The 26767-nt window shown below is 62.8% G+C and carries 25 protein-coding genes; 4 read left to right on the top strand and 21 right to left on the bottom strand.

Translation table 11 applies throughout. The features are described from left to right. Window positions 1–194 precede the first annotated feature (194 nt). Window positions 195–1157, top strand: a complete 963-nt coding sequence (locus ACQP2D_RS27145; RefSeq protein ID WP_433678745.1) for a hypothetical protein — start codon at window positions 195–197, stop codon at window positions 1155–1157. Here the strand turns inward: ACQP2D_RS27145 and ACQP2D_RS27140 are convergent. Beyond that, window positions 1154–1693, bottom strand: a complete 540-nt coding sequence (locus ACQP2D_RS27140; protein WP_433678744.1) for a hypothetical protein — start codon at window positions 1691–1693, stop codon at window positions 1154–1156. The genes ACQP2D_RS27145 and ACQP2D_RS27140 overlap by 4 nt on opposite strands. 679 nt (window positions 1694–2372) lie before the next feature. Between ACQP2D_RS27140 and ACQP2D_RS27135 the strand changes: the two genes are divergently transcribed. After that, a complete protein-coding gene (locus tag ACQP2D_RS27135; protein ID WP_433678743.1) occupies window positions 2373–5375 on the top strand; it encodes a M48 family metalloprotease in 3003 nt (1000 codons plus the stop codon). Between the two features lie 140 nt (window positions 5376–5515). Here the strand turns inward: ACQP2D_RS27135 and ACQP2D_RS27130 are convergent, their stop codons facing one another. The 12 genes from ACQP2D_RS27130 to ACQP2D_RS27075 form a co-directional block, all read right to left on the bottom strand. Next, window positions 5516–6763: a hypothetical protein gene (locus tag ACQP2D_RS27130; RefSeq protein WP_433678742.1), complete on the bottom strand. Its 1248-nt coding sequence runs from the start codon at window positions 6761–6763 to the stop codon at window positions 5516–5518. A 228-nt stretch (window positions 6764–6991) separates the two neighbouring features. After that, entirely contained in the window at window positions 6992–7636 is a 645-nt protein-coding gene (locus tag ACQP2D_RS27125; protein ID WP_433678741.1) for a hypothetical protein, read from the bottom strand. Between the two features lie 664 nt (window positions 7637–8300). Then, a complete protein-coding gene (locus ACQP2D_RS27120; RefSeq protein WP_433678740.1) occupies window positions 8301–8921 on the bottom strand; it encodes a hypothetical protein in 621 nt (206 codons plus the stop codon). Between the two features lie 1144 nt (window positions 8922–10065). Continuing rightward, entirely contained in the window at window positions 10066–10275 is a 210-nt protein-coding gene (locus ACQP2D_RS27115) for a hypothetical protein (protein WP_433678739.1), read from the bottom strand. Further along, complete coding sequence (locus ACQP2D_RS27110; protein ID WP_433678738.1) at window positions 10259–10978, bottom strand: hypothetical protein; 720 nt, start codon at window positions 10976–10978, stop codon at window positions 10259–10261. Before ACQP2D_RS27110 ends, ACQP2D_RS27115 begins: the two co-directional genes overlap by 17 nt. A 631-nt stretch (window positions 10979–11609) precedes the next feature. Beyond that, a complete protein-coding gene (locus tag ACQP2D_RS27105; RefSeq protein WP_433678737.1) occupies window positions 11610–12683 on the bottom strand; it encodes a DUF6744 family protein in 1074 nt (357 codons plus the stop codon). 41 nt (window positions 12684–12724) lie between these two features. After that, the gene (locus tag ACQP2D_RS27100; RefSeq protein WP_433678736.1) at window positions 12725–14341 is read right to left on the bottom strand and encodes a hypothetical protein; all 1617 of its coding nucleotides are present in this window, start codon (window positions 14339–14341) and stop codon (window positions 12725–12727) included. Continuing rightward, the gene (locus ACQP2D_RS27095; protein ID WP_433678735.1) at window positions 14338–15564 is read right to left on the bottom strand and encodes an AAA family ATPase; all 1227 of its coding nucleotides are present in this window, start codon (window positions 15562–15564) and stop codon (window positions 14338–14340) included. The genes ACQP2D_RS27100 and ACQP2D_RS27095 overlap by 4 nt, the downstream gene beginning before the upstream one ends. Before the next feature lie 498 nt (window positions 15565–16062). Further along, window positions 16063–16410: a hypothetical protein gene (locus ACQP2D_RS27090; protein ID WP_433678734.1), complete on the bottom strand. Its 348-nt coding sequence runs from the start codon at window positions 16408–16410 to the stop codon at window positions 16063–16065. Next, on the bottom strand, window positions 16385–17314 hold the full coding sequence (locus tag ACQP2D_RS27085) for a hypothetical protein (protein ID WP_433678733.1): 930 nt from the start codon (window positions 17312–17314) through the stop codon (window positions 16385–16387). Before ACQP2D_RS27085 ends, ACQP2D_RS27090 begins: the two co-directional genes overlap by 26 nt. 23 nt (window positions 17315–17337) lie before the next feature. Then, a complete protein-coding gene (locus ACQP2D_RS27080) occupies window positions 17338–17943 on the bottom strand; it encodes a DUF7178 family protein (RefSeq protein ID WP_433685776.1) in 606 nt (201 codons plus the stop codon). An 87-nt stretch (window positions 17944–18030) separates the two neighbouring features. Further along, on the bottom strand, window positions 18031–18237 hold the full coding sequence (locus ACQP2D_RS27075; RefSeq protein ID WP_433678732.1) for a hypothetical protein: 207 nt from the start codon (window positions 18235–18237) through the stop codon (window positions 18031–18033). Here ACQP2D_RS27075 and ACQP2D_RS27070 point away from each other — a divergent pair. Both ACQP2D_RS27070 and ACQP2D_RS27065 read left to right on the top strand, forming a co-directional pair. Next, on the top strand, window positions 18236–18373 hold the full coding sequence (locus tag ACQP2D_RS27070) for a hypothetical protein (RefSeq protein ID WP_433678731.1): 138 nt from the start codon (window positions 18236–18238) through the stop codon (window positions 18371–18373). The genes ACQP2D_RS27075 and ACQP2D_RS27070 overlap by 2 nt on opposite strands. Window positions 18374–18620: 247 nt before the next feature. After that, window positions 18621–20063 carry a serine/threonine-protein kinase gene (locus ACQP2D_RS27065; RefSeq protein ID WP_433678730.1) on the top strand — a complete coding sequence of 481 codons (1443 nt, stop codon included), beginning with the start codon at window positions 18621–18623 and terminating at the stop codon, window positions 20061–20063. Between the two features lie 359 nt (window positions 20064–20422). On the opposite strand, the gene ACQP2D_RS27060 is transcribed toward ACQP2D_RS27065, so the two are convergent. From ACQP2D_RS27060 to ACQP2D_RS27025, 8 genes are all read right to left on the bottom strand, one after another. After that, window positions 20423–20662, bottom strand: a complete 240-nt coding sequence (locus ACQP2D_RS27060) for a hypothetical protein (protein ID WP_433678729.1) — start codon at window positions 20660–20662, stop codon at window positions 20423–20425. A 4-nt stretch (window positions 20663–20666) separates the two neighbouring features. Continuing rightward, window positions 20667–21578: a hypothetical protein gene (locus ACQP2D_RS27055; protein WP_433678728.1), complete on the bottom strand. Its 912-nt coding sequence runs from the start codon at window positions 21576–21578 to the stop codon at window positions 20667–20669. Between the two features lie 164 nt (window positions 21579–21742). Continuing rightward, window positions 21743–22369, bottom strand: coding sequence for a hypothetical protein (locus ACQP2D_RS27050; RefSeq protein WP_433678727.1), 627 nt, complete (start codon window positions 22367–22369; stop codon window positions 21743–21745). A gap of 20 nt (window positions 22370–22389) precedes the next feature. Continuing rightward, window positions 22390–23016 (bottom strand): hypothetical protein, encoded by a 627-nt coding sequence (locus ACQP2D_RS27045; RefSeq protein WP_433678726.1) that lies wholly within the window; start codon window positions 23014–23016, stop codon window positions 22390–22392. A gap of 185 nt (window positions 23017–23201) precedes the next feature. Further along, window positions 23202–23756 carry a hypothetical protein gene (locus tag ACQP2D_RS27040; RefSeq protein ID WP_433678725.1) on the bottom strand — a complete coding sequence of 185 codons (555 nt, stop codon included), beginning with the start codon at window positions 23754–23756 and terminating at the stop codon, window positions 23202–23204. Window positions 23757–23871: 115 nt separating this feature from the next. Then, a complete protein-coding gene (locus ACQP2D_RS27035) occupies window positions 23872–24291 on the bottom strand; it encodes a hypothetical protein (protein WP_433678724.1) in 420 nt (139 codons plus the stop codon). A gap of 532 nt (window positions 24292–24823) precedes the next feature. Further along, window positions 24824–25354, bottom strand: coding sequence for a hypothetical protein (locus tag ACQP2D_RS27030; RefSeq protein ID WP_433678723.1), 531 nt, complete (start codon window positions 25352–25354; stop codon window positions 24824–24826). Window positions 25355–25594: 240 nt separating this feature from the next. Further along, window positions 25595–26485 carry a hypothetical protein gene (locus ACQP2D_RS27025; protein WP_433678722.1) on the bottom strand — a complete coding sequence of 297 codons (891 nt, stop codon included), beginning with the start codon at window positions 26483–26485 and terminating at the stop codon, window positions 25595–25597. Window positions 26486–26767: the final 282 nt, after the last annotated feature.

Below are 26767 nucleotides of genomic sequence, written 5' to 3'. Positions count from 1 at the left end.
AACTGCAGCCGCTGTGCACCACGCTCATGGCCGGGGAACCGCAGCAACTCCTCGGATGGCTGGGTAAACGTGGCCGCCTACCCGGAAATCCGACAACCGCCGAGCTACTGCGGGGCCTGGCGACTGGCGAATGCGCGATCAGCCACGATGCCCTCGACGCCCGATCCAGCAAGCAAATCGAACACCTTCGGTCGGTGCTGGTCTACGCCGGAGTGCTCCCGCCCCGAGACGAACGCGTCGCAGCGCTACAGCGCTGGATCACAGCCAAGCTCGACACCATCAGCTCGAAGGACGACCAGCTGGTACTGCGATCCTTCATCACCTGGCACTGCCTGCCTCGACTGCGGCGCAGCCTGGACTCGCGCCCTGCGTCAGCATCGCAAATCAACGGTCTGCGCAATCGCATCAGCACCGTGACGGAATTCCTCGGGTGGCTGCGAGAACGAGGACGAGCACTGCACGACGTCGACCAATCCGATGTCGATGAGTGGCTGACGACCGGCCCCAGCACGCGCTACCATCTGCGTGCGTTCGTTCAGTGGGCGGCGCGGCGCGGGCACGTCGGCGATGTGGTTGTCCCAGTCCGCAAGTCGAGGCAACATACCGCTCCGATCGACGCGGACCAGCGATGGGACATGGCACGGAATCTCCTGCACAACAATGAGATAAGGCTGCCATATCGCCTAGCCGGCCTCCTCGTGCTCCTATACGCACAGCCGATGGCGACGCTCGTGGAAATGACCGTCGATCAGGTCATACGCGGCGACGACGGCGTCTACCTACGACTCGGCCCGCTGCCGTTGCACCTACCCGAGCCGCTGGACGCTCTCATGGTGCAACTGATTGAGGAGCATTCCGGTAAAGCATCGATTGCTCGAAGGGAGCGGTCTATGTGGCTGTTTCCGGGCGCGCAACCCGGCCGGCACATCAGCTACATCCAGATGGTGACTCAGCTGCACCGTATAGGCATCCACAGCATGCCGACGCGGGCAGCGGCGCTGCTCGACCTGAGCGCACAGCTACCGCCGACGATCGTCAGCCGTTTGCTGGGTCTCAGCGTCGCGACAGCCGAAGCCTGGTCGCACGGCATCGGACAGGGGACATACGCGAGCGTGATCGCACGGCGAGACGGCATAGTCGGTGAAGCGCGAGACTAGCGTTGGGTCGGACCGGCTTCGGGGGAACCGTCAGTATTCTCCTGCGGATTCGTACAGCCTAGGGCAAGTCTGGCGACCACGGAGTCGGCGATAACCCTCGACTGGTCAGCATCCAAACCGCGTTCCTCAGCGAGCTCGAGCACGCGCTGATGAACCTCGCTGAGCTGTGCGGAGGTCAGCGCAGGGATTGTCACCGGGTCGGCTGGTCGGCGCAACAGCTTGCGCACTGAGGTTTTCATCCCCGTGATGGCCGCGTTGGCCGTGGCAGTCCCGAATTGCTGCGCGGCTTGGCTCACCGCGAGCCAGACGACTGGAGTCGCCAGCGTCGCGACTTCAGCCAAGCCGAAACTCAATGGTTCACCGCGGCGGTCGTAGCGCTGCAAACGCTTGACAACAGCCACATCATCGAGCCCGGCAAGCGCCTCTACGAGCGGCAACTCCGCTGGAGCGCAGTCGGCGATCACAAACCTCACCACCTCACGCACTAAGAGAGCCTGCGTCGCAACGGTGTTGGGGTCGGCATTCCCATCGTTCATCGAAACCCCTTGGCTTATATCTCGACTACGTCAGACTAGGTTACGGGTCCTCGTGCCGGCATCGGGCGCCTGAAAACTTGCCGGTCGTAGACCCCCGGAAGCATCTGTGGGCGAACATTTTCGAGTCGCGTGAGGTACCAAGTGGATTTGATGGATGACCCAACCTATCGTAATTGGTCGCAGGCGCAGGGGGTACGGTGAAACCCGGGTCCGACGAGAGCCAGGCGACGGACGAGCCCGACGATCGGCGCGTTTTCGATGTCGTCAACGACGTGATCGCGGCGGTGGCACCGGAAGAGCTGTCCCTGTTGTCGAGTATGCGGCAATTCGATGATGTGGAGGTCGGTCGGCGGCTGGTGCATCGAAGGTTGTGGGACGACCCACTCGGTTTCGGGATGACCGAGAATGTTGTGTTGGTGACCCCCATTGCCTGGGCTGTGGTAGCCGAGCAGGTGTCACGACCGATAGCGCGGATCTCGATAGGACGACTTCGTTCGTTGATACGTCAGAAGTGCGGCGCTGATGAACCCACGTCGGCGGCCACGGATGAGCGCGACATGCCTGCTGTCCGGGATCGGGCCCTCACGTTGGCACGACACGCAGGAATGCCGGAAGCTCGCGTGGAGCAACTCGCCGACCAATTGGTGCACCGGCTCGACCCACATTACCGCGGCTGCGAATGACTCCCAACTCGGCTGCCGAGGCGGCGCGAAGTGCCAAGCCGGATATCGATGAGCAGGTACTGGCTGCCAATACGAGGCAACGATTCTACTTGCTGCTCGTGCTGTTTATCGCCGAGAGCATCATGGCAGCCACAGATATCAAGTTGAGGTTGGTAGGTTCGTCGAGTACCGGTCAGCGTTGGCTACCATACGCCGCGCCCGCGATGCTGATCGTCATGGCGGCAGCTGTCTACTTCTGGATGCCCGCCTGGCGACAGCGCCGATCCCGGGTTGCCGAACTCGCGGACCTCCACGACGACGGACTCGAAAAGACCCTCGACGACCTGGTCAGTTTGGCCGGTATCAATGCCCGGCCGCGGTTTGTCGTTGATCGTTGGGCTCCATCCACGGGTGCGGTGGTGTTCGGGAACGATAGCAAGCCCACCATTCGGCTGAACGGCGGCCTGATAGTCGAGCACACCCTGGCCCCGAAGCGGTTTCGCGCCGTCGTCCTGCACGAACTCGCGCATGTCCACAACCGGGACGTCGGCATCACGTACTGGACTGTGGCGATGTGGCGGGTGCTGCTCGTCGCGGCAGTGATACCGAACGCAATACTGCTCGTAGCGATGCCGACACCCGGTGATGGCGGAGCGGTCACGGTCATCCAGCAAGTCACGGTCGTGCTGTTGGTATATCGAACGCGCGCAGAGATTCTGCAGGCCCGGGAGACCTATGCCGATCGGATGGCAGTTCATGGGTGGGGCGCGGACCCGGAAGCGCTGTTGAGCGTCGGGCACGAGGTAGCTGGTCAATGGCTGCAAGGCAAAATGGCATCGAAGATACTGCAGGGTTGGCGAACTCATCCGTCCTGGTTGCAGCGTGCACGTTCGCTGACGGCCCCGGACGAGTTGTTCGTCTTGCGCCCAACAACACTCCTTGCCACCGGATTCGCGGCCGACGTGGCGTGGTCGCGGCTTGCGGCTGAGTTCCGGGCGGCCAACTCGTGGCTGGGGATGGCACACGACGTCGTCATCGCCGGGCTGATCGTCAGCGTGGGCGGTGTCGCGCTCTGGCGAGCGATCGTGCACGCAGCGCTCACCAAACGCCGCTCCCCCGCAGGATGGGCCGTGGGTTTCTGGCTGGGCTCAGGGCTGGCGCTGGGTGAACTGACGAGCCTTGCCGCTGCCGAAGGCAGGTTCCCACCCCCACATCCCGAATACCTCGCCGTGCTCATCGCCGTCGTCGCACTCCTGATGGCATGGGCCGCTCAATTCGCCGAAATGCTCATCGCAACCTATCGGGGCAAGAGCCTGCACCGCCCGATGGCCTTGGGACTGACCGCACCCTGGCTCGTACTTGCGTTCGGGCTGCAGTGGTGGAACAACAAAACCTCCAAAGGCTGGGACTTCGCGGTCGACGCCACCTTGGCAAATGCGCACCTACCCACTAACGACGCACCCTTACTACTGAAGACGACGGCAGCCTTGACCGCATTACCCGGCAGCGACCAGGGATTCAGCGGTTTGTGGTGGTCAATACCGTTGCTTTGGGTGATCCCGCTACAGCTATGGTTCACCAACCTACCCGCATCGAGAGATCATCTTTGGCGGATAGTCTGGCGTGTGCTCGACAGCAGGGCGCCGTTCGACAGGCGTATCACGGGCCTAGTTCTTCGTTTACCGCCATGGGTGCGTTCATCGCTGATTGTGGCCGGGTTGGTGCTGCTGTGGTTGGCAGCATCGGCTTTTACCGTGGCGTTGATGTTCTCAGTAGTCTTCTCCATGTCGAAATACGGACAGATACCGGCTCTGATTGCCGCCGTGTGGATTTCTAGTGCTGTCTTCACTGTTCGTGAACGAATGGGACAACGCGACGAACGACACTGGGCGAACCGAATGGAGCCAGAATCGGACATTCGCGCTCGGGGCATACCCGACCTGCGGTGGGTGGTCAGGATCGGTGCGGTGGGCGGGACGGCATCGATCCTGGGTTTGCTAGCGGAGCCTCTCGTGCTGAGGTCGGTAGTTGAAACCTGGGGCTGGCAGGTACGCAGCGAGATAGTGCTGGTGTGGGTCGTGCTTGTGGTCGGCATATCTATGATTGCTGTGGCCGTAGTCGCCGCGATCGCGGCCAACGGTCGCATTCCCCTCATCACAGCGCTGATCGCCGCCGGCGTAACCGCTATCGTCGGCATCACCGGCCAGTATCTCAAGGGCACCATGGACGGCTGTCTCGGACCGCTGAACAGCCTGAAAACTAACTGCACATGGGATCCATTGCGATACCTGTCGCTGACCGAGAGTGCCCTGGGGTATGTGCTGGCTCCAGGACTCGTGCTCGCGGCTTCGGCGGCCGCCGTGACCAGCGAAATCTGTCGAGCACTATTCCCGCGTCGTCGTAGCGCGACGCCCAGCGATGAGCCATCGACCTCGCCGACGCCATTTCGGCCGGTGTTCATAGTGAGGTTCGTCAACTACACCGCTATCTACGCCGTCGCGTCCATCACCGCGCTAAGCACCGCAGCCTTGGGTGCTCCAATGTCCCGCGTCGCCCTGCTCTATCAGTACCAAGCCTCCCCGACCGGCCATATCCGAACCGGCGCATACCCCAAGACAGACGGCATGGACTACATCGATGAGAACATGGAGTCCATAGGGGATATCGTCGTTGACATTTTCAAGCGCACGTACGACCGACGTAAGAATGCCGACCTCTGGCCAGGCGAGCCACAAGCTTACCTGCCTTGCGACCAACTGAGCGATATCGCTGACACCGCAGAAACGAATTTGCCGTTGTACTACCCGCCCCTGGCGGCCGATCCTATGTGGGACAGCTACCTCGCGACTATTCGAATAGTCGCCGACGACTGCCGATTCTTGGACCAGGCAAGCACCTCCGACGAGTTCAATAGAGCCTGGGACACCATGCAGGCCGATTACGATGGCACGACATGCGCCAAGGGTACCCTCACCAATAACCCCTTTTACAAAGTTGAATCCAAATTTGCTGGGTGTTGAAGTGCACGATAGCTTGTTTAGGAGCCTTGCGTCCTCGCGCGTCATGCTCGCGTGCTATTGAAACCAGGACTTCTATGCAGCACATGTTCACAATGAATGGCTGGCTGCTGCAACATCTCCGATGTTCTGCTGAGGCACGGTCAGCGTGGCCAAGTGGCGACATTGTTCCGCCGTGTGGGCGGGCACTGCGACCAAAGGTGGAAGTACCTACGGCTATTTCCACATCGGCAATATCCGAAGTTGTCGATATGCGGGTATTTTTTCGACTGCGGTGGTCGTCGGGCCAGCCATAGCCGGGTGTGGTGGCGGCGGTCAGTGATGGTCGGGAGTTCGAGGGCTGTGGAGAGGCGGTCGCGTATCTGCTGGGTGTATTCGGGGGTGCCTCGGAGTGCGACCTCGACAGATCGGTCGGCATTGGCGGGGGCGAAGTAGACTCGCCGCAGCCGATACAGGGCCCATGGGGTCTGAAGGATCTCGCGTTCGGCTAGGTCGAGGATCGTGTGCGCGCCCGCAGCGCGTAGTCGCTCGGTCAAGGTTTCGTCCGGACCGAAGAGTCCAGATTTTTCGTTCAGCGCGACGGTGCAGAATTCGTCGACCAGATGCGGGTAGGATTCTTCGGGGGCGGCGAGGAATCGTGAAAGCTGTTCGGGCCATTCGCTTTTCGATACGTACGGGCATTGGCGGCACAGCGATTTGGGCCACCACACACCGAAGAGATCGTAGAGATATTGACGGCACTGTTGCCGAGTCCAGCGTGCAGCGTGGATCGGGTAGATCATCTGCCGGTGCCCGCCCATTTTCAGCACGGGTTCTCGGGCTATCCGGTTTTCTTCCTCCGCGCTGTAGCCGATCGCGTGGAGATACGGGCGGGTTCCGAGTTCGAGGTCGCGCCACGTATCCATGGTCCAGCCCTTGAATTTCAACGTGCATTTCCTTTGTCCGCTGCGTTGCGGAAGGACACCGTTTGCGCGGTGCTCGTCGCTGAGAGCACGGAAACCGTGTTCCTTGGCGTCGAAATGCATGCGATAGGGCTCGCGGGTGTCTTGTAGGACGACGATTCCGTCCTCGTTGAACGAGCTGGCGCGAGCAACCTCGACCAGGCGAATATTGTGGGCGCGCAGCAGAGGAAGGATGTGGCGTTCGACCAGTACCGCGAGCGAGGAGAATTCATCGCCTGTCTGTGCCGTCACGAGAATGAGGTTCGAAAGATCCGGCAGCAAGCACGGGTGCCGAAATCCCGGCTCCAGTATCGTCCGTACGATCGCGGCGGTCGATTCAGCGCCCATGCCATAGGACCAGACCAGAGGCATCGGTCCGTCAAAGTCATCGAGGCGAATATTGGGTTGGGCCAGTGCCGCAAGATCGAACAGTCCGCCGGATTCAGTCATATTCGAGTCCCGGATGGGTGTGGGCAAAAACGGGGGGACCCGGCAAGGCAGCAGGCGATCATCGGGTGGACCAGACCTCGTCGGCGACAGGCCACGATTCGCTGACGACTCCGGTCCGGGAGCGTGGCCGGGACTATCGTTAGCGCACAACGGCATTGCTGGTTCGGGAGAGTGCTGTGGGTGGCCGCCCGCGGATCTGTGTCTTTCGGCGGGCGGTTCCGTGAGCGGTTATTCCGCTATTGCTACGACCATCTGTCCGGTGATCTGCTGAGCGAACAGGTCCGGGTCGACGTGGCCGTCGGCGCGGTGGCGTGCGCCGTGGTCGCCAAGTTCGATGTTGACGCCATGACGGTCGATGACGCTGTCGTCGTCGACGATGGACATCAGTGACCTGCCGATAAGGATTGATTCATGGCTTGGTGGTCGTTGCGTGCCGGGTGGGAAGTAGCGGAACAGTACGGTTTCGGAGATCGTGGCCGGCCTGGTGTCGGCGTCGATGTCGCGGCGGACGTGCATGACCACGACGTATTCGGTGTCGCGCCAGGGGCGTGAGAGCCGGTAGGCCCAGACGGGTCTCCGGTCAGTATCGGTTGCGGGAAACTGGAATCGCAGCGCACAGCCGTCGGGTGGGGGCGGTGGAAGTGGTGTCTGGGCGGCAGGTTCACGCAGTAGTTCGGCGATGTCGATCGTGATGATTCCGGCGCGCTCGAGGCGTGTCTGCAGGGGTTCGAGGGGGCCGTGGAAGCGCGATCCGGGGCAGACGATGGCGCTAGTGTCGGCAGAGTAGTCGTATGCGTCGAGGTTGCGGTCACAGTCTTCGCATCCGCAGTAGTTCAGCCGCATCATCAGCAGCGTCTTTCGGATCGGTAGCATGTGCCAGTCATCGTGGCAGTTCTGGCACGTCTCAGGGGCGGTGGTGACAGGGCCCGCTTTGACTTGCTGCTCGATCAGGGCGTCGATCTCATCGACGAGGACGCGGTCGGGGGTTGGATTATGTGGGACATTAGTGAATTCCGGGTTCTTCTCGTTCGTCCTCGAGCATGTCAGCTACTTCGTCGGGGTCAGCGTGAATACCAGCGAGTGGCGAGGGCATCCAGCCGGTAGACAGGGGCGGCGACCATCGCGCGGTTTGACCCCCGGGCGGGCAGGAACTCGATGTCGCGGGCATAGATCTGTATGAGTTCTTGCTCGTAGTCCGCGCGGATGGCAATACGCGGGCGTGGTCACGGAAGTATTCAGCCGGCGCGCACAATGCGTTGCGCGCGTCATCCCCCAGGATGCTCGCAGAATCGAGCAGCCGCCGCCCGTCAGCGAACAAGCGTGCGGTACGTGCGACATGGATGCCTGCGCCCCAGTTCGCCAGTGGTGTGCCCTGCTGGCGTATGCCGTTGCGAGGGTGCGGGATTCGCTGTCGAAGAATGCCGTCTGTGTGTCGAAAGACTCGGTCATCATGGGAGCCTTGCGAGTAAGTGATCGCAGGTTCGGACCGGCGGGCACCGCTACCACCGCGGAGGCGAACCGGGCGGGACTGGTGGGGTTAGTTCGGCATGGATGCCAGAACGTGCGGGCGGTAGCCGGCGAGGATCATCTGCTGGAGCAGATATGCGGCTTGCGCCGTGGTCGCGGGCTGTTGCTGCTTGACCCATCGCGGGGACACGAGGCGGGTATGTCCGTCGGCGCTGAGGGCACGGTAGCGACGCCACGGGCTGTGGCCGTGCTCGCGCAGGATCGCGACGGCCTCCTCGTGCTGGTGGTCCCACACGAAATAGACGGGCTGGCTCGGCGGGGCGGGTTGGTTGGGTGCGGTATAGGAGTACCGGAGCCCGGCTCGTGCGCTGTCCTCGGAGGCTGCGTCCCAGCCGCGTCGGTATTGCGCGGTGATCTCGGCGACGCGGTCGGGTTCGGACATGTTTGCGGAGATGGCCGCAGCGACAGTGGGATTGGCCAGCGGTGACGGGTGTTCCAGTCCGGCGTTGAATCCGTCGCGGCCGAGTTGGACCCAGTCGTGGTCCTCGCTGTGGGGCTGCGGCGCGGTGAGACCAGCTAGAACAGCGGCGACCTGGACGGCGTGGGCGGCGGGGACGTCGACGACGAACCGGAAGATGTCGCGACGGACGTCGACATGGATCGTGTCGATTCCTGCCGATCGCGGTCGCACCGAGATGTCTTGGTCGCCAGGGGTGTAGACGGTTGAGAGCGCCGATGCTACGGCTTGTTAGCCGACATTGAAAATGCCGACGTCGCGGGCAGCTTCGGGCGTTGACGGTGCTCACGAACAATCGGTCCGAATCGGACACATTGGCGGCGGCACCGTGCCGACTGCTGGGCCGCGGTCTTTCCGTGCGCGGTGGTGCAAGGGACTTGACTGCCGACCACCCGCGCTGGTGAAGCAGTCCAACCAGCTGGCGTGGTGCAGCGTGCGACGAACGCCGTGCCGTGAAGCGGGGCCGCTGGGTGCGACACTTTGCCGACAGCGGAGACACCGTGCCGACGAAAGCCGTTGGCTGGATGCCGATTCTGATCGGAATCGGCAACGCCTTTTGTTGGCATCTTCGGTGTCGCCCAACATACGGCTTCGGCGTGGCTGGTTGTACCCATGACAGGCCGGTGGCTGGAAGAGGGTGAGTTGGCGGCATTCATACGGCGCTCCTGACCGAGGTCGGTTCGGGGCGATCCCACGAAGACCAGCGGGATTCATGGCAGTGGGGACAGTGGAAAGCGGTGGCATGGTTGGTCGCTCGACAACCGGAGTCGGGTGGGACGCATCTGGGTCGCTCAGGCAACCGACATCGATGAGAAACCATCCACTTCGACGGATGCTGGGGACGTGGACGACTGTGCCGCTCGTTCGGCTCAGCACGGTGTTTGGCCCGCGTCGGGGCCCTGTTGCGGCGGTGGTGGACAGTCCTGGTCCGAAGGGACTTCCTCGATCGAAGAGTGTGGATCCGGACCTGGCCGTTGTCCATCGTCTTCACGGCCAGTGCGGGGAAGTCGTCTTCGGCCGGAAGAGCGCTGAGATGTAGTCCAGCCGTAGCGGCCCGTAGAACGAGCGCTTGGTCTGGTGTTGTGAGAACGGCCGTGTCCAGGGCGCACAGGCGTCGGTTTGCTGCTGGTCATGGCAGCGCTAACTCCTCGGCAGAAGGGAGACAAGGCAGCACATGCGAGTACCGGCGCACAGAACGCACCTTCGACGCAGCGGCATGTCGAGCGTGTTCGACAACGTTGAACACGTCTGCAAGCACTCCGGTTTCGGTGCTTCCGCACCTCGCGCGCGGTCGATGTCCGAGAATTGTCGGGTTGGTTTATCCCAGCTCGCAGCGGCCTCCGTCGTGTCCGGTGCGGTGGGAGTCGAGCCAGTCGGCGGCTGATTCAGGCATGTGCGCTTCGAGTGCGATATCGGCGAACAGTTGCGCGGTCTGGCAATCCATGTCGGCGGCCACCGTCCAGTTCGCTTGGCTGTCGGCGAGGAATGAGGTGAGCCCGTCCCAGCACTGCTCACTCAGTTCGGCCATCGTGTCCGGTCGCTTTCGTTTGGGATCCGGGGTGGATCGTGGTGGATGTGTAGGTTTCGAGTTGGGTCGCCGATCCGATGTGGGATCGGATGACCGCGAGGGCGTCGGCTTTGCCGATGGCCACCGAGTCGACTGGTTCGTTGTGGCAGATGGGTTCGCGTCGGCCGAAGATGCTGAGCCGGATGACGCTGTCGATGCCGACGTCGATGACCGCGGAGAAGTCGAACGGGCCTTCGTAGTGGTGGACCTCGGCAGCGTCGATGCCCGGGTCGGGCCCAAGTCGACGCCACAAGAGCGCACGCCCGTTGTGGGCGCCGATCTCAAGGGAGATCATGCCTTCCACCGCCAGCTTGGACTCGTCGAGGACCGGGGAGAGCAGATCATCGGTGAGCGGACCGGGCCCGCCGCCGGGACTGTGGATGGTGCCGCGGTGGTGGCCGTTGCTGTCGGTGGTGAGGACACCGTGGTAGTCCTCGGGGCCGGTGTAGACGCATCGGGTGGTGGCGTCGTCGCCGGATGTGACTGTGTGCCATCGAGTTTCATCCGGGGCGAGGCGATGGATGGTGGTGTTCGCGTCAGGGTTCGAGGGCTCGGCGATGACATCGACAGCAGTGGCCGGGTGGGTTTGTCGTGCGGTGCGGGGGACAGTGTCCTGCGCCCGCGAGGGCGGCGGGAGCGCTGCGGTGGTCGTGGGATCGAGCATGGTAGGGACCTTGGGATAGGTGGTGGGTGGGTGAAGTTGAACGATCACCGGCCCGATGGGGGGCTGTGACTATGAAGGTTGGTGGGCGACCAGCTTGCAGCCAGCCCGTGACCAGGTCCTGGAGTGGAGCGATTGTCACGACCGAAATCCCTTGCCTGATATGAGGTTTCGGTGTTGTGCTGGATCAAGGCGGGGCGTGCTCAGCAAGTGAAGCGGTCGGATCCGGGCTCGAAGTAGGGCAGTACCTCGGGATCGGTGTCGGCTGCAGGTGAAAAATGGATTAGCGTGCCGTTGACAGTCGGCGGCGCTGAATGCCGCCGCAGCTCGGCAAGCCCTTCATCGAAATGGTGACCCATCTACCGCCCCGATGAAGCCCATGATCTAATCCGGCGCGGATTCGGGTATGTGGCGATTGTGAGGCGGAGCCAGACTCCTGCCGCTGCCGGCGTAGGTGAAGGTGGTGCTCAGAGCGGCGTGAACGCCCTCTCCCAGCGTGTCAGACCGAGAACCTGGCGTACTGCTGGCCGAGTTGGGTGGGTGCTCCTACGTTCCATCGCGTACTGATCGGCTCGCCGCCACTGTCGGGCTTGGAGGTCGGCGGTTGGGCCCGAGCGGAGTAGCTGGTGGAGGTTCAGCGCGCAATTAGGTCGCTGAGTTGGCGCTGGGCCAGTTCGAGGTCCGCTTCGGTTGTGGTGAGGCTGGTTTCGAGGCGTTGTGAGTATCGGGCGGTGCGGGTTTGGACCGCGAGGTAGCGCTGGTGCAGAGCGGTGAGCTGGTTGGGATTGATGCCGTCGCGGCGGGCGTTGGCGATATCGATCGAGAGTTTGCGTAGTTCGTCGCTGGCGGAGGTGACGAACGATTGGATCGCCAGTTGCCGGTTCTGGGCTTGGTCGGGCAGCGGGACGTGGATGAGCATGCTGCCGCCGCCGACACGGTCCACGAATTCGCCCAGTCTGGTGAGAACGCTGGTGTGGTCGGCGGTGACGAAATACACTCCGCCGGTCGGGCGCACGGCGATGGCGTCGAGGGTGCGGATGTATTTGAGCAGCATGGCGCGGACCCGGTCGGAGCCGAGGTAGGTGCATTGCCAGCGGTAGCGTTCCCAGATCTTGTCGGCCATCGCGTGTACCCGCGCCTGCTCGGCATCGGGCAGATTCGCGATCGCGGCATCGTCGAGAGTGACCGTGAGCGTGCCGTCACCGTCGCGGCCGAAGGCGCGATGGAACTCGACCTCCCCGAGGTAGGGGTCGTAGGCCAGTTCAGCGGCGGTCTCGTCACAGAGCTCGCGCACGATGTGTCGGATGATCTTGGTGGTGGTGCGGCTGACGTGGCGGATCATGAGATTTGCCGACCGGACAGCTGCTGCTGGTGTCGGAGCCGGCGAGGTGGCGGGGAGCGGGTCGGGGGTGTCGAGGTCGGCGAGTTTGTAGGTGTCGTGGACGCCGTCGCTGCCGGTGACACGTTCGAACGCGTTGTCGGGCCGCAGTTTTCCCGGCAGCATCGCTTGGTCGAGGCGAAGTTCGCGGAACCAGGTGGTCGCGGTTTCATGGGTGACTTCTCCACCGAACACGCTGTACATGACGATGTATCCCAGAATCGGACCCTCGCTGATGGTGGCGTCGTAATCGGTGAGTAGTTTCCGCGCGCCGGTCGAGGAGGTCGGCGCTGCCAGGGTGGGTTGCGGGGATGTGGTGATGGAAGTCATCTCTGGTGGGTGCTTTCGGTTAGAGGACGCCGATGGGGGTATCAGATGGTGTGAAACAGGTCGGCGGCGGCGGTGGGTGTGAGTTCGTCGACAACGCGAAGGTTGTCGCACAGGGTTTTGAGGGTGTGGCTGGGTTGGGTCTTGATGCAGATCCCGAACACCCGGAATCCGAGGGCTGATTTGCGGGCACTCCAGTCCGAGAGCCACTGGTCGTCGACTCTGTCCTCGCCATCAGTGATGAGTACGATGTCGCCGCGTGGGGTGTGACGGGTGTTGTACTGCTCGGCGATGATGTCGGCGGCGGCGCTGAGTGGGGGCTTGAAGTCGGTGCCGTTGTCGTGGAAGCAGTCAGCCATGTCCAGGACCCGGTCGAGCGGGGCAGATTCTGCGCCAGGGAACCGGAACACATCCAGGTCACCGGCACTCGAGAACAGGACGGCGACGAAATCGCGGTCGTGGCGGCGGGCCTGGTCGAGTAGCGCCAGTGCGCACGCCTTGGCCCACGCCTCCCGTGACACCGGTTTCCCGCCCGGGCCGGGATGGGTCCAACTCATCGAGTGCGAGCAGTCGATGACCGCGATGATCGCACCGAGTCCTTGCGGTGCGTCACCGACGATCTCGTAGAGGTTCAGCGCGGCGTCGGCGTAGCGGGCGGCGAACTGTGCCCTCAACGCGGGCACCGCGAGCGCGGTCAGCTCGCCGGGAACGAGCCGGGACAGGTCGTCGCCGCGGGTGACACCAGCCAGCTCGTCGTGGCCGTGGTCCGAGCGCGACGCATCCTGGGCGTCGGCGACCATCCGGAAACGGCCGATCAACTCGGCGTAGTCGCCTATCCGCCCCGACCGTAGCCGCTGCGCGAGCTGTGTGCGTTCGTCGAAGGACATGCGTTGCAACCGATCCGGTGAAATCTGCCAGGCATCCATCAACGTTCGTTCTGCCTGGGCGCCGGTGGCGGCCTCGGCCGCAGCCGCGCGCAGCGGGGCACGCAGGGCGGCAGCCATCGCCGCGGCCGCCACCGTCGCGTCGGCGCGGGCTTCTTCGGCGGCGCGGTGCGCGGCCTCGGCGGCATCAACTGCACTCTCCACTGCGGTGGACAGATCGGCAGGCACCACGTCGTCGATGCTGGCGGCCGAAGCCTGGGCGAACGCGTCGGCTACGGCTGTCGCGGCCGCGGCAGCAGCCTGCTGTTGCTGGTCGGCGGTATCGGCGGCGGTGATCGCGTCGGCGCTGTGGTTGTCGAGCATCTCGCGGATGACCGGCGCCTGCGCGAGCACCGCCATCGCCGAGGCGTACCGGTCACCGACGGTGTAGCGGTGCAACTGGGCGAACTCCGGTGTCCGTGCGATCGCGTCGATGATCGCGTGGTGCGGCACCCGCGAGGCCTCGACGTCATCGCAATCACGCAGGGTCGCAGAGTGTTTGATCGCCAGCACGAACAAGTCGCGCAGCAGATCAGCGGCGTGGGGAAGCTGCGCTGTGAGTTCGGACTCGAGATCGGTGAGGGCGGTGGCCTCGGCGCGGGTCTTGGTCCAGGCGTCGTCGTCGAAACGGTCGCCCACCACGACATGGTCGTGCCGCGGTGGTGGGTCGGTGAGTCCGAGCCACTGCCCGGCCCTGCGGGTCAGTTCAGTGATTGTGCGGGACAGGCGAGTACTCACTGTGCTGCCCCCGTCCGGGGCGTCCTTATTTTCAAGACGTCGACCATGATCTGGCGGTTGAAAGCTGCGTGCTGGGCCATGACCTCGTCGATGGTGTCGGTGGCCCGACCGGCGCTCTGCGCGGCGGTTTTCAGCACTGTCAGGCGGTCCTCGATTTCACGCAGCTTCGGGAGCGCCTCGTTGATAGCCCAGTTGTTGAGATCGCTGGCGTCACCGCCCTGCTTGGTGTTGAACTGCGCTATCTGCTCGTTCAGGGCTTCCTGCTCATCCAGTGCCGCGGCCGCGTCAGGGTTGATCATCGTCACCACCGCGGCGTTGACGGTTTCACGCTGGGCCAGGGTTGACCACAGCACATGGGTCAGGATCGCCAGGTCGTTGTCGGTGACCTGATCACGGGCATCGAGCCAGGCCGAGGCCTGCAGCAGTCGCACACTCTGGCGCCATCGCCGGTCGGAGACCACAATCCCGGCCTCGGCCAGCTGCCTGCGCAACGCGCTGACGGTGTCGATGATTCCGACGGGAACGGTCACCGCGGGAACCTCTACCGTGACGGCATGCTGCAGCTCTGACAGCTCGATAGTGGTCGGCGCGACGGTCGCCGCCGGGGGCGCGACGGCAGAGCGCAGCAGGGTGTCGAAGCTGACAGGCTGGGTGAGATAGTCCACGACGAGGCGGACCGTGAGCCGGTCCCAGATGGCGGCGGCTTCCTCACCGGCAGGCAGCTCGTTGCTGGCGGTGACAGCGCTGATCAGCGGGCACACGACGGGGTCGCCACCGGATTCGGGGATGTAGAGGCGTTCGTTGAGGAACGACAACATCTCGTTGAGAGCGCCGAGGTTGCATTTGAAGATTTCGTCGATGAACGCGATGTGAGCGGTGGTGGCGCGGCCGTCGAGGATCTGCCGGTATTCACCTTGGGTGAGCGCGGCGACGTCGATGGGACCGAACATTTTGGTGGGTGAGGTGAACTTCGACATCTGGAACTCCCACCGACGGGCACCGGAGATCCGCGCGGTCAACGCCCGCGACAGCTCCGATTTCGCGGTGCCGGGTGGTCCCAGCAGAAATGAGTGCTGTCCGGCGAGCATCGCGATCACGATGGCGCGTACCACGGCGTCGCGTTCGAGAAACTCTGCCGACAACTCCGTGACGACGGTCTGCAATCGCGCAGCCATCGACAGTGCTGCGACCGGTGTGTGTGGCTGAAGATCTGTACTGGTCATAGTTCTGTTCTCCGAGAAAGAGGTGAGGGGCTTGAGGTGGAAGATGGGGGCCGCGAGGCGCTGTGATGCGGGAAGAGGGTGGCCGTGGGGAGGCAGACGAGACGGGCGATCCGCTGCGCCGCTTTGGTCTTGGTGGCAAGTGATCGCGAACGTGTGACCCGGTATGTACCGAAAGGAGTGTTCGGCGACTACGAGCGCCTTCCCTTTGTCCCGGCGCGGGCCGTGGTCACCGGCGGTGGTGTAGACGCGCTCGGGGGTCATCGCCGGACAGCGATATTTGCCGGGATCAGATAGTCGCGGTCGAGGTGTCCTCGAGATGAGTAGCGATATCGGTTGTCAGCGCGCCGAATTCGGCGGATTCGAATATCGCTTGCCCTTCTGTCTGGGCTGCGGACAGGCATGCGGCGGCCAACGTGATGGCCTGATTACTGTTGTCGTATACCGGAACTCCCGTTCGCGCTGAGCGAAAAGGTTTGGAGCATCACTGCGGTAGGCCGTCTACTGATCGACGTTTGGAGCGTCGTCGTCGACGGGTGTAGCGCCGAGGGCGAAGTGCACCACCAGAGGAGTTCGCTCGGTACTGCCGGTGTGGAAGTTGGAGTTGGGATCCTCCCTGGAATCCAGGAACTCGCCCAGTCGCTCGACCACGTCGTCCTCGACGATTTCGGCGACCGGCTTTCCGAGCGCGGCGGCCAGGTCGTGGAGGTCTTTGCCGGTGAGGTTGGCGCAGTACTCGTCGGTGCGGCGCCACTGAATGACGACGAGGTCGCAGGGGAGATGGGAATAGTCACTGATGGCAGCACGCCAGGCCGAGTTCTCATCAGGGAGCTCGGCGAGCAGTTCCACGCGAGCAACCTCTGGCTGCTCCCCGAAGGGGTAATCGCTGTAAAAGATGGCGAGTGCGTCCATCGGGCCGTCGGCCTCGCGGTTGACGTGGTTGCCGTCGACGGTCGTGATGCGGTACTGGCTCACTGCTGTCCTCTCGTTTGGTTCGCGGCGGCGGGTCGGGGCGTGGCCGCCATCCCTTCGCCTGCCACACCTGCTCGGAATCGTCACGATGCAGCACAAGCCAGGAGTTATCCGGGCGACCGCTGCGGACCTGGACGTATAGGCCAGGCCGACGCAGGATGAGCTCGGCGAGCTTGTCGCCGATCGGCACCGACGACGGCATGATCGGTTTGCAGGAGTCGCCGAAACCTGTGACCGGCTCCCACCGCTCATCGCCGCGGCTAACTATGCGCAGGACATCGTCCTCGATGAAGACTTCGGGGGCGTCGATCTCCGGTTCCACGCACACCTCGCTGGCGAGCCCTACACGGATCAAATGGTCGACACCCATGAACGCGTCCAGCTTGTGCGGGGTCATCGGGCGCATATCCTCACCGGACGGTGAGAGCTGCACTGGGCGAAACAGCAGCGGAAGATCGTGGCCATGCACCATCAACCGCTCCATCAGCTCGAACCCGCCGCCGTCGTAGAAGGCCTCGGCGGACTGCTCGTCCGGCGAGGATCTCGGTGCGAAAGCCCTTACCGCGCCACGAAATTCGATACTGGACACGTCGATGTGATCGGTGACCCGACCCGCATAGTCCGGCAGATCGATAGCTCCGAGCTCGGTGCGTAGCTTTCGGCGCGCGGCGTTGAGATCCTTGGCGCGCACCTTCACAGTGGCGAGGAAATAGATGTCGAGGGTGTATTCGGAATCTGCTGTGTCGATAGCGGATGCCGCACGTTGACCGTTGTCGGACATATCTGTCTTCAACCTGCTTAAAGTTATACGTATTCAACGACTTTCGTCTGCGGACGCTTGGTAGCGCGGACGATGATCCATGTCGTTGCCTGCATGACTGCGGGCGAGACGCCACGGTGGGCTGCTGCGCGTGTGTATGCGTGTGCCACTGCCTCGTACACTCCGGCGCGGGCCAGCTCGATCTCGGTGATTCCAGCTATGCGCGAGGCCCACATGTCTACGGTCACCGCGGACTCGTCGCCGAGGATGTTCTTCGTGAAGTTGAGGATCTTGCGGCTGTGCGGGGTGAAGATCGACCATGGATCGGCAGCGGTCATCGCCAGGTTCGCGCGGGCAACATTGGCGGGCAACGTCGCGGGCACGGGCTCGCCGTTGGCGATTGCGAGTGCTGCCACGACGTTTCGCTCCCACGTCGTGCGCGGGCTCAGCGCGGCAATGACGCAAGCGGCACGTTCGAGGCTGATATCGGCGATCTCGGACACCTTGGTTGCCAGGACGAATGCATCTCGATACCAGGTGTGTCCGGCCGAGATCTGTTCGCCTGTAGCGTGGCCCCAGACTTTGAGAATCGAATTGATAGCTTTGCGTTCGGTGGTGGCTGTCTTGTTGAACGCGGTAGGACGGGCTATCTCAGGCCTCCTCGTGAGTGAAACCGCCGAGGTGCAGTCATGCGTCGAAGAACGGTGCTGCTTCGGCTGGAAGTGGTGCCTGTAGCGCTACGGCTGAGCGTCGACGCGGTCGATATCGCCTCCGGCGCTGCGCCAGAATCCGCCATGGGTGGTGTGGTGACCGAACAGCGCGACAGCGAACTTTCGGAAGCTGTGCCGCCGCAACCACATACGAGTGGCAAACCGGGTGATGACCGGGATGGAGTGGATGCCAAGCAGCACAGCGGCGCGATACTTCGGCGGAACGTCGCCCATGGCCGAAGTCGGTCAGCAGTTTGGCGGTGAGCAGCTGCGTGCCCAGATATCGGGCCGTCGCCTCGATGAGGTTGATGGCCGAAGCGATGGCACCGCGCTCGATCCTGTCATCGCGCTTGTCAACGAGCTGGTATGAGCCGTCCAAACTCTCTCAGGCGCGACCATAATGGTGATGATCTGGAAACCGAGCTAGGGTCTGTGCCGAAGTGAGTTGAGGGCGGCACCGCTGCGCGGTGCCACCCTCAACTCGTTGGTGAAAGCTGTTGTCCGCGTTGCCTGTAGCTGTTCCCGGCCTCCTTGTCGGTGCCGTTGTGTACGGTGCAGGGCCGGATACCTCACCGAGGTACGGATGGCCTGCCCTGATTAGTGCGAAAGCGAGTCACGTGAAAACCGTCGAGGACACCAATGGTGTTGTCTGGCAATACGATGAACACTCTGTCGTGGGCAGGGGTGGCGCGGGGATTGTTTATCGTGGGCACGCGAGCGACGGTTTGTCTGTCGCGGTGAAGGTCGTTGAGATCGGATCTGGATCTCTGGCGGAACGAATCCACAGTCGCGAAATCGAAATCGGCAGGAAGCTCAGTGCTGCGACGAGCCGAGATCATTTGGTGCTCCACCACGGGTTCGCCGTGGCCGACGAGACGATCTGGATCGTTATGCCGCTGGCATCTGAGAGCCTCAGAGAGAGGATCAAGAACTCGGCCGGGTCTATGCCACTCGCTGAGAAAATCGATATTCTCTGCCAGATCGCTTCAGGACTACAGCAGTTAGCCGAGGTAGCAGTTGTTCATCGAGATCTGACGCCGGGCAATGTACTGCTGGTCGACGGCCGGTGGTGCCTGACCGACTTCGGCATCTCGCGTGATCTCTCCGAACGGACTTCGACTGCGACCCGGCGCGGCGAGGGCACGTTCGAGTATATGGCGCCGGAGTACATCGAACGCGGCATCGCGACTGCGAAGACGGATCTGTACTCGCTGGGGATCGTCGCCTACGAGCTGCTCACTGGTCGGAAGCCTTTCGAGGGTCCGGATACCGAGGACTTTCATCGCCAGCATCTGGAGGAGATGCCGCCACCGTTGCCCGAGGAGCTTCCAATCCTGCTGCACCGGCTGGTCGGGCGCCTGCTGAGCAAGGAGCCCTCTGGACGGCATGCCGACGCTCGCGCAGTGATCGAAGCTCTCCGCAAGGTATCGAAACCTCTGGCGTCTCCTGTTCAGGAGAGCATTGCTGTGACGGCGCGTCGGATCGATGAGGAAACGAACGCCAAACATGCGGAACAAGCGCGTCGCGACAGAAAGCGCCGCGAAGTCGAAGACCTCCGTAAGCAAGCCCTCTTCGACTTGGATGACGTCGTCGCGGAAGCAACCGAGCTTCTGCGGCCGGTGTTCGAGGATCAGTTCGTCTATGAGCGTTCGCCCTTCGACGAGGGTGCCAACTGGCGTGTGATTTGGAACGAGTACGTGATGGTGCTTGCCGTCGAATTCGGCCAAGACATGCCACCGACACCGACCTATCCGTTGCTGGCTGGCATGATCTCCACCGGACGCAAGCGGAGGGACTTGCCGAAGGGCTTGATCTCCACCGATACGCTCGTCGCGAATCTGGTGTACGTCGTCGAAAACGGTGGCGCAGGTAGGTGGTTGCGACGGCTGTGGGGCATCACGGGATCGGATGAGAAGGTTCTCTCGGTCGCCAGGCTGTGGCAGCTCGTGGACAAGCAACATGAGCCAGGTCCCAAGGTTCTCCCGTTCATTTCCGAGGACGAACCGCTGACAGCGGACCATATCGTCAGTGATTTCCATACCCTGCTAGGGTCGTCGTAGTTACGGCGGAAATGCAACATATACGCTGGTCAAGGTGTATTTCTGCTACTCAATCAACATCCTGCGCATCTCAGTGGGAGGAGCTGCACCCCGGGCTGCCAGGACGCCGTTCGCTGCGGGATCCCTCAAATCCGCCCGAAATTCGGCGAATTCTACAGGAACCCCGACTACGACGGGCTGAAGGCCAAGCACCCTGAGCTACTGGCGCACTGCGCCGATCTGGAGGGGCGACTTCAGCTCGCCGCTTCGGTGATCAACCTGCTGACGTTGAAGAAGAACGCCTCCGTCGGTAACGCGCCGGCCATTGACCTCAAGAGGGCGCACGGTAGAAACTGTGCGAACGACCGTCATGTGACCCGCTATTGAAGTGCGATGAATTGGACTTCTTTTCCGTGAAAGTACCTGGAGTGTGTTTTTTTGATGCTCTCAAGTGAATCAGAGGAAAGAGCTGCAATTTCGAATTCCACTTCGGCTAATTCGCCTTCCGATTCTAAAGCAAGACGCTGGTTCAGCGCCGCCCTGTGACCGTCCTCTCCGCCATACTCGACGATTTGATACTCACCCGATTGCCTTTTGTAGATAATGAGAAAACCTGACATGCTTTCACGCTCCCTTTCGTCGCCTTTTGGCGATGAATTCCTCCATCGACTTCATTTTTCGGATGAGTTGCTCATCATTACTGTCGTTGGCTGCGCCATCTATTTGCCGCTTGCGACTCTCTGCTTCTCGGTCAACGCGGCATTTCTCCAAATTCGCAGTGTGCGTACTCCGCTGAACGAAGTCGTTGTCGGGTAGCTGTTTCAAGACATTAATCAACGCGGCCTCGAGTTCATCGAAAGCGCGGTCCTGCACTGCGTGGGACTGTCTGAGTATCCGCTTGCGTTCTTCGATCTTCCGGAAAGACGCCGACAGGTTCAGCGCCTTTTCGACTTCGCTCCGATCCTTAGAGTTAGTCGGAAGTGTTCCGTAGCGTATTTCCCTACCGAGGTTGTCGGCGAGAGTTTCATAAAGGTTGGCCCAGGCGCTTTGAAGTGCGGTGCGGATCTGAATCTCGACTCTGCCGGCGGGAAACCTAGCACGAAGGTGTAGCGCCCTATAGCCGGAGTGGGGAGAAATTCGGGTGTCGCTGACAACTGCGTCGAAATCCTGAACTAATTCGCGGGCGATGGTTACTGCCAAATCGTCTTGGTCATCCAGATCCATCGCCGCCTCGACGCGAACTCCAGCCAAATCAACGATACTGGGAAGCTGCAAGTGCGGATTCGCGATAAGTTTCTGACGTAGTGTATGGATTGTTTTTGGACGCGAACTAACCTGGGGAATTTGGTCGCCGAGGACAGATGAGAGATCAATTTGCTTGATGAGTTCCTGAACGGAGGTAGCTAGATCCCCGTACCACATGACGACTTCGTTGTAGGACACATCGGAATCGGACTTTTCACGCTGGTCGCGAACCGCATTTCCGAATTTCTTCAACTTACCGGATGTCCACGGAGGTTGATCAGTGATCCCCACGTGGAAACTGTAGCCTGCCGACTGGTTCGCCAGCTCCTGAGGGTAGCCGCGCGAGTATCAGCCCCTTACTGAACGCACCTCGCAGAAATTGGACCACCGCGCCGGACCAGCGGGCACCACTCCCACTCCGGCCGAATCGAAGATGCCCGGCCGACCTCCCTCACTCACCCGTGTCGACTGTCGCCGACCAGGGTGGCTGGTGGGCCGGTGAACCGGATCAGGGTCGAGCCGGACGGGAAATCTTGATCGGCGGCGCCGTCGATGGGTTGTGCTTCCAGTTGGGCGATTCGGTTGTCGAGGAATCGGTTGTTGTCGCGGGCGCCTTGCAGTCGATCCTGAAGGCGCCGGTTGTCCTGGTTGAGCTGGTTGACCTGTTTTTTCAGGGTGGTGTTCTCGGTGATCAGTCGTTGGACGCCGTCTTCGGGTAGGGCGCCTTCGAGATCGCGGATTCGGCCAAGAAGTTCGCCGATCGCCGTACGCTGCTGGGCGATCTCCCGGTAGGCGGCGGTGAGGGCTTCTTCGGCGTTGAGCGCCCTCTCGTGCCAGCTGGCCTCGACCTGCGCTGAGTGGGTGGTGCGCTCGTGGGAGCGGTTCGTTTCGGCGGCTTCGGCGGCTTGTTCGACGAGGTTGCGGGCGTCGGGGTTCTGGTAGAGGAACGTTCGTGACACGTCGGCGCGACGTGCAACGGACGCGAACGAGTCTTTGGCCCGCTCGCGCTTGATCTGCCCGAGGACGTTGCGGACGCGTTCGAGCAGGGTGTCCGTCGCGGCGCGGCGGGCGTCGATCGCCACGGCGGTGTTGCTTGCGGCGTTCATTCCGACTCCAGTTCGGGTTCGATACTGTCCGCGGTGGTATCGAGCGCAGCCAGGTCTGCGGCCTTGAATCCGGTGGACCAGATCCGGTGGAAGTAGACCTGGGGGCGGCGCATGTCGAGTTGCAAGGCTTCTTCGAGCAGGCCGAGGCCGTCGAGCGCTTTTTCCAGGCCATCGATGGCGCGGGCGGTGGGTTCGAACACTTGGTGCAGGTATTCGGCGGTGGTGTCGTCGGGTGCTCGTTCGGCGATCGAGCGCCATTGCTCCTGCTTGCGGCGCCAGTAGAGCAGGTCTGCCCCGGAGAGCACGAACTTGTCGCAGTTCTCGCAGTTGAGTTTCCAGGGGCAGGCATCGCCTTTGACGACGGGTTGGAAGGTGCAAAATCCGCCTTCCGCGGGGGTGCTGCGCCGCGACAGGTCCAGCGATAACGCGAGGGCTTCATCGCGGGTGAGCGGCTTGGTCGGGTCGGAAAGCAACTCGCCGGGAGTCTGGGCGCCGGGCCCGGAAACCAGGTGCGCCGATCGTGGCGCGACGGAGGATAGCATCGGAATCGGTTGCCGGGCTTCGGGAGTAGTCAGGTTGTGTACAGTCACTTCGTCGTTAACCACACGTGCGGTAGCGGCCATTACCCAACGGCGCCCCGGACCATCCCCTTCGGTCCGGGGCACCATCACCAGTCGGGTTCGTCTCCATCGTCCTCATCGAGTTTCAACAACCCGCGAAAGCCATCGGTGAAATCTCGTTCGATGTCTTTTGGTCTTCCTCGCGCACTGCCCATGGTTGCGGGTCGAGCGGCCGCGCCAAATCGTCACTATCCATCTCGCTTGTTCTGTTCTTGCTGGTCGGTGCCGATTTCGACCCGCACCCACTCCTGTTGGCCCCTGTCGATGGCCAGAACTGTGCCGCATACCTGTGACCACAAGGTGACCACGACGTTTTCGCTGCGGCGGTGAGGACGCATCACAGCGAGAGCCGTACACGCGTCGGGGAGACCTTGATACGCGTCGATGAGCGCCTTATATGGATTACCTCCTTCCAAGTACGCGGAGAACAGTCCCTGCGCCCGCGAATGTCTGAAGGCGTTGTGGCTGACCCTGTGCAACTGGCGGTCCAGGTCGCCACCCAGCGGCGAGCGTGTCAGCGCCGCTTTAGCATCCGGGGTGATGACAACGCGCATCGCGTCCGTGCGGCGGATGACGATGAGTTCTGCCTCTGCAACCGCACGATCCACGGATTCGTCGTCAGGCCACGGGCATATCACCGCATCGGCGCGGACTCGCAGGGCGTGGAACGCTTCCCGGACCTGCTCCGGGTCGACATCCCTGTTGTGCGGAAGGCCCGCGATCGACTCGCCCTTATCCATCATGGTTTCTCCTGCTCTTCGCGACTTCGGCTTGGGGAGCGGTCGTAGGATGATGCTGGCTTTGCGTTTCGGGTCGTACTTGCGGTACCCGTCGCCTTCGCCGGTGAGAGACGGATTTTCAGCCGCGAGTGTTGATATCGGCGGCCGCGACCAGTTTGTCGCTGGTGGGGTACCGCTGGTACCAAGCGTTGATCTCGGCGGCTCCTTGGGCTTCGGTGGAGTGGTTGAGTGACTGGGTGCGGATGGCGGCGCGCACGGCCTCGACGAATCGGGCCGTCCAGGTGGTGCCGCGTATGGCGGCGATGATCCCGGTGTTGGCGTCGACCAGGAAGACGGTCACCCTCAGGCGACCGTCTGCTCCGATGAGCGGCAGACCGGCGGTCGCGTTGGTCTGGCGCACCACCTGCCAGGGAGCGTCGGACCAGGGCATCGGGTCGAACCGGTGCGCGAGGATGAGAGCGTGCTGGCCCGCGAGCAGCGCGAAACGGGTGGCACCCTTCTTCACCGCGATGACTTCGGTGTCGGTGGGTGCTGCCATGAATATCACCATCGAGGCGCCCTGCTCGGACAGCTCCCACTGAAATGCTCCGTCGGGCCAGTGGGTGCGGTTCGGGTGGTAGAGCTCGCCGACGGCGTACCGGTGCAACGGGGTGGCGGAGGTGGTGTCGGTGGCCGACGTGGCGTCGTCGTATTCGTCGTCGTCGGGATCGGTGATCAGCCCGCGGTTGCCCCGTGCGGGCCGAAAGTCGGTGCCGGAGCTGGACTATGAGTCGTGTCGGATTTGCGGAGGCGGCGCGTGGCCGCGTTCGCTGGGTCGACGTCGGCGAGGGCCAGAGTTCAGCGAGGAAGTCGGCGAGGTCTCGATCAGTGAAAGTGGCGCGGCACTCGTCGGCTACGCGCCACACCAGACTGATCGCGGGGACCGGTCTGATCGGTCATGGGCGCGCTGCGGCCATCGGAGCCTCGAACGCCCGCAGTTCTGCGTACCTGTTGACACGGCGTTGATCCATGTGATGCAGCCGGTGGCGCGCGAGCATCGGCACGCTCGAGCTGGCGCCGCGGTTTCGCGGCTACTGCGATGGTCTGCTGAGGGGATGGATCGGGGCCAGACCGTCGTCGGCACCGGATGCAGTCTGCGGCGGCAGGTGGATGAGTTGGGCGCTGGCCCAGCGTTGGGGGGTGTGCCAGTCGGTGAGGATCAGTTCATAGACACCGTGCAGTGCCGCGGCAGCCGTTGCGGGCAGTGAGGCAGGGACGGGCGACCACGGGTCGGTGACGAGGTCGCGCGGTATCTCGTCGGGCAGATCGGTGCCGTTGCGGGGCGGGCGGCGCCCGGGAGTCAGCCACAGGTGGGACGAGCCGCTGTAGACGGTGGTGCCGTCGATGGACAGCAGCGCGGTATGGGCGGTGTCTGCGGAGTTGGTGTCGGGGATGTTCGGCGCGAACTGCACGCGCAGGAACCATGCCCTTGTGGGTTGATCCAGGCAGCCGTAGCGCAGGCTGATCGCGCCGGTGACGGGTCCGGCGGCGTGCAGGACGGGATCGCCACCGATGTCGAACAAGGTTGTGGTGGTTAGTGTTTGGGGGTCGGAGGGGGTCATGGTGGTGGGTCGTCCGTGGCATCGTGGCGGCTTGGCGGTGGTTGCGTACGACGCTACTGGAGGTGGTGCTGGGGCGCTCGGGGTCGAGCAGGTTGGTCAGCCGGTGGTGCCGTCGATGGCATAGTCGGCGGTGAAGTAGAACGGGCGTCGCTAGTGGCGGAGGAAGGCGGGCCTGGTGAGGAAGTCCAGGCTCTCGGGAACAGGTGCTCGTAGTCGTCGGCTGGGTGTGATCGGTGGCCATCACGCACCCGCCTGCACTGTCGGACCAGGCAGGATGTAGTCATGCGGGTCCGTCTCGACGAACTCGTTCGGCTGGTCGTAGCTCGGGTCGCCGAGCCATTCTCGGGATGATCCTGGCGATTTCGTCCGTCCGCTGAGCCAGGGCTCCAGATTTCCCTGCACTTCGTAAAAGCGCACACCGTTCGGGTCTTCGAAGCGCAACTGCGCGGGACCGTAAAAACTGACACGGACGATCCGTATTCCGCAGAAATTCGACAGGGCTGAGAGAACAGACCCGATAGTGGGGGTGGGGACTGCGTCGAGTGAGGGCCAGTTGCGGAAGGCTCCGGCCAGTTCGCTGGGCGGAGCCGACGGCGGCACGGACTTCGCGAGTTCGGCTCGGCGGCTGTCGAGCATCTGGAAGATGTTCTCGCGGAATGCGTCACGAATACTCGATTGCGGGATCTGTTCGCGCAGCTGGTCGAGTTCGCTCGGCGTCAGCGTATTTGGGATCATCCTGCTCAGACCGACGACCGACAGCACTGTCTGGGAGGAGAGTTCGCCGAGCGTCGAGTCGATGACGTCGGGCAATTCGGTGAACGGCATCATCGACTGGGTGGCGGTGTCACCGATGACTGTCTTGACGATCCGTTCGAGCACCTCGACCGCCTTGTCGAAGCGTTTTGCATTCCGCGCCGTGACATGCAGATTAGCGCTGATCTCTCGCAGCTGATGGTGGGTCAACGCCACCGAGCCGACCTGCTCGGCCTGATCCAGCAGGCCCTGCACCCATTCGATGGCATGTTCGTAATCCACGGGAGGCGGGTCATCGGGCACCGCAACGCTGTTGCCAACCGGTTTCGGAGGCTGCTGGATGTCGGCGATTTCGGCGTTCTCATCAGGGTTGCTCATGTTATTCCTTGTCTACTAGGGGGTTTCGCTGATGTGGTGGCGGTCCTGTCAGTGCGAACCCCAGCTCTGTGCGCTGAGCACCTGGCCGTCGGTCTCGGGCTGGACCGACGTCACGCCGGGGATGTGCCGACGTAAATGCGGATTTGCGTTGCTGAGGCCGGTGGGTGAGCCGAGCAAGCGGCGGCTGCGTGGGCCCGATCGACCGCGACGCAGCATGTGCAGGCCACGGTACGAGTGCGCGATTTTCGCTGTGCGAGTTCGCCTTCGGTAGACGGGGGTATC

It is taken from the genome of Nocardia sp. CA-119907, assembly GCF_050955995.1.
In the GTDB taxonomy this organism is placed as follows: domain Bacteria; phylum Actinomycetota; class Actinomycetes; order Mycobacteriales; family Mycobacteriaceae; genus Nocardia.
The sequence above is the reverse complement of the archived record's forward strand: the minus strand, read 5'-3'. Positions and strand labels throughout refer to the sequence as shown.

Bases quoted from the DNA above. Each gene is read 5' to 3' on its own strand.
- ACQP2D_RS27140 (WP_433678744.1), bottom strand. From the start codon at position 1,693: ATGAACGATGGGAATGCCGACCCCAACACCGTTGCGACGCAGGCTCTC.
- ACQP2D_RS27135 (WP_433678743.1), top strand. From the start codon at position 2,373: ATGACTCCCAACTCGGCTGCCGAGGCGGCGCGAAGTGCCAAGCCGGAT.
- ACQP2D_RS27130 (WP_433678742.1), bottom strand. From the start codon at position 6,763: ATGACTGAATCCGGCGGACTGTTCGATCTTGCGGCACTGGCCCAACCC.
- ACQP2D_RS27125 (WP_433678741.1), bottom strand. From the start codon at position 7,636: ATGCTACCGATCCGAAAGACGCTGCTGATGATGCGGCTGAACTACTGC.
- ACQP2D_RS27115 (WP_433678739.1), bottom strand. From the start codon at position 10,275: ATGGCCGAACTGAGTGAGCAGTGCTGGGACGGGCTCACCTCATTCCTC.
- ACQP2D_RS27110 (WP_433678738.1), bottom strand. From the start codon at position 10,978: ATGCTCGATCCCACGACCACCGCAGCGCTCCCGCCGCCCTCGCGGGCG.
- ACQP2D_RS27105 (WP_433678737.1), bottom strand. From the start codon at position 12,683: ATGACTTCCATCACCACATCCCCGCAACCCACCCTGGCAGCGCCGACC.
- ACQP2D_RS27095 (WP_433678735.1), bottom strand. From the start codon at position 15,564: ATGACCAGTACAGATCTTCAGCCACACACACCGGTCGCAGCACTGTCG.
- ACQP2D_RS27085 (WP_433678733.1), bottom strand. From the start codon at position 17,314: ATGTCCGACAACGGTCAACGTGCGGCATCCGCTATCGACACAGCAGAT.
- ACQP2D_RS27070 (WP_433678731.1), top strand. From the start codon at position 18,236: ATGGCCGAAGTCGGTCAGCAGTTTGGCGGTGAGCAGCTGCGTGCCCAG.
- ACQP2D_RS27075 (WP_433678732.1), bottom strand. From the start codon at position 18,237: ATGGGCGACGTTCCGCCGAAGTATCGCGCCGCTGTGCTGCTTGGCATC.
- ACQP2D_RS27060 (WP_433678729.1), bottom strand. From the start codon at position 20,662: ATGTCAGGTTTTCTCATTATCTACAAAAGGCAATCGGGTGAGTATCAA.
- ACQP2D_RS27045 (WP_433678726.1), bottom strand. From the start codon at position 23,016: ATGGCCGCTACCGCACGTGTGGTTAACGACGAAGTGACTGTACACAAC.
- ACQP2D_RS27040 (WP_433678725.1), bottom strand. From the start codon at position 23,756: ATGATGGATAAGGGCGAGTCGATCGCGGGCCTTCCGCACAACAGGGAT.
- ACQP2D_RS27035 (WP_433678724.1), bottom strand. From the start codon at position 24,291: ATGGCAGCACCCACCGACACCGAAGTCATCGCGGTGAAGAAGGGTGCC.
- ACQP2D_RS27030 (WP_433678723.1), bottom strand. From the start codon at position 25,354: ATGACCCCCTCCGACCCCCAAACACTAACCACCACAACCTTGTTCGAC.
- ACQP2D_RS27025 (WP_433678722.1), bottom strand. From the start codon at position 26,485: ATGAGCAACCCTGATGAGAACGCCGAAATCGCCGACATCCAGCAGCCT.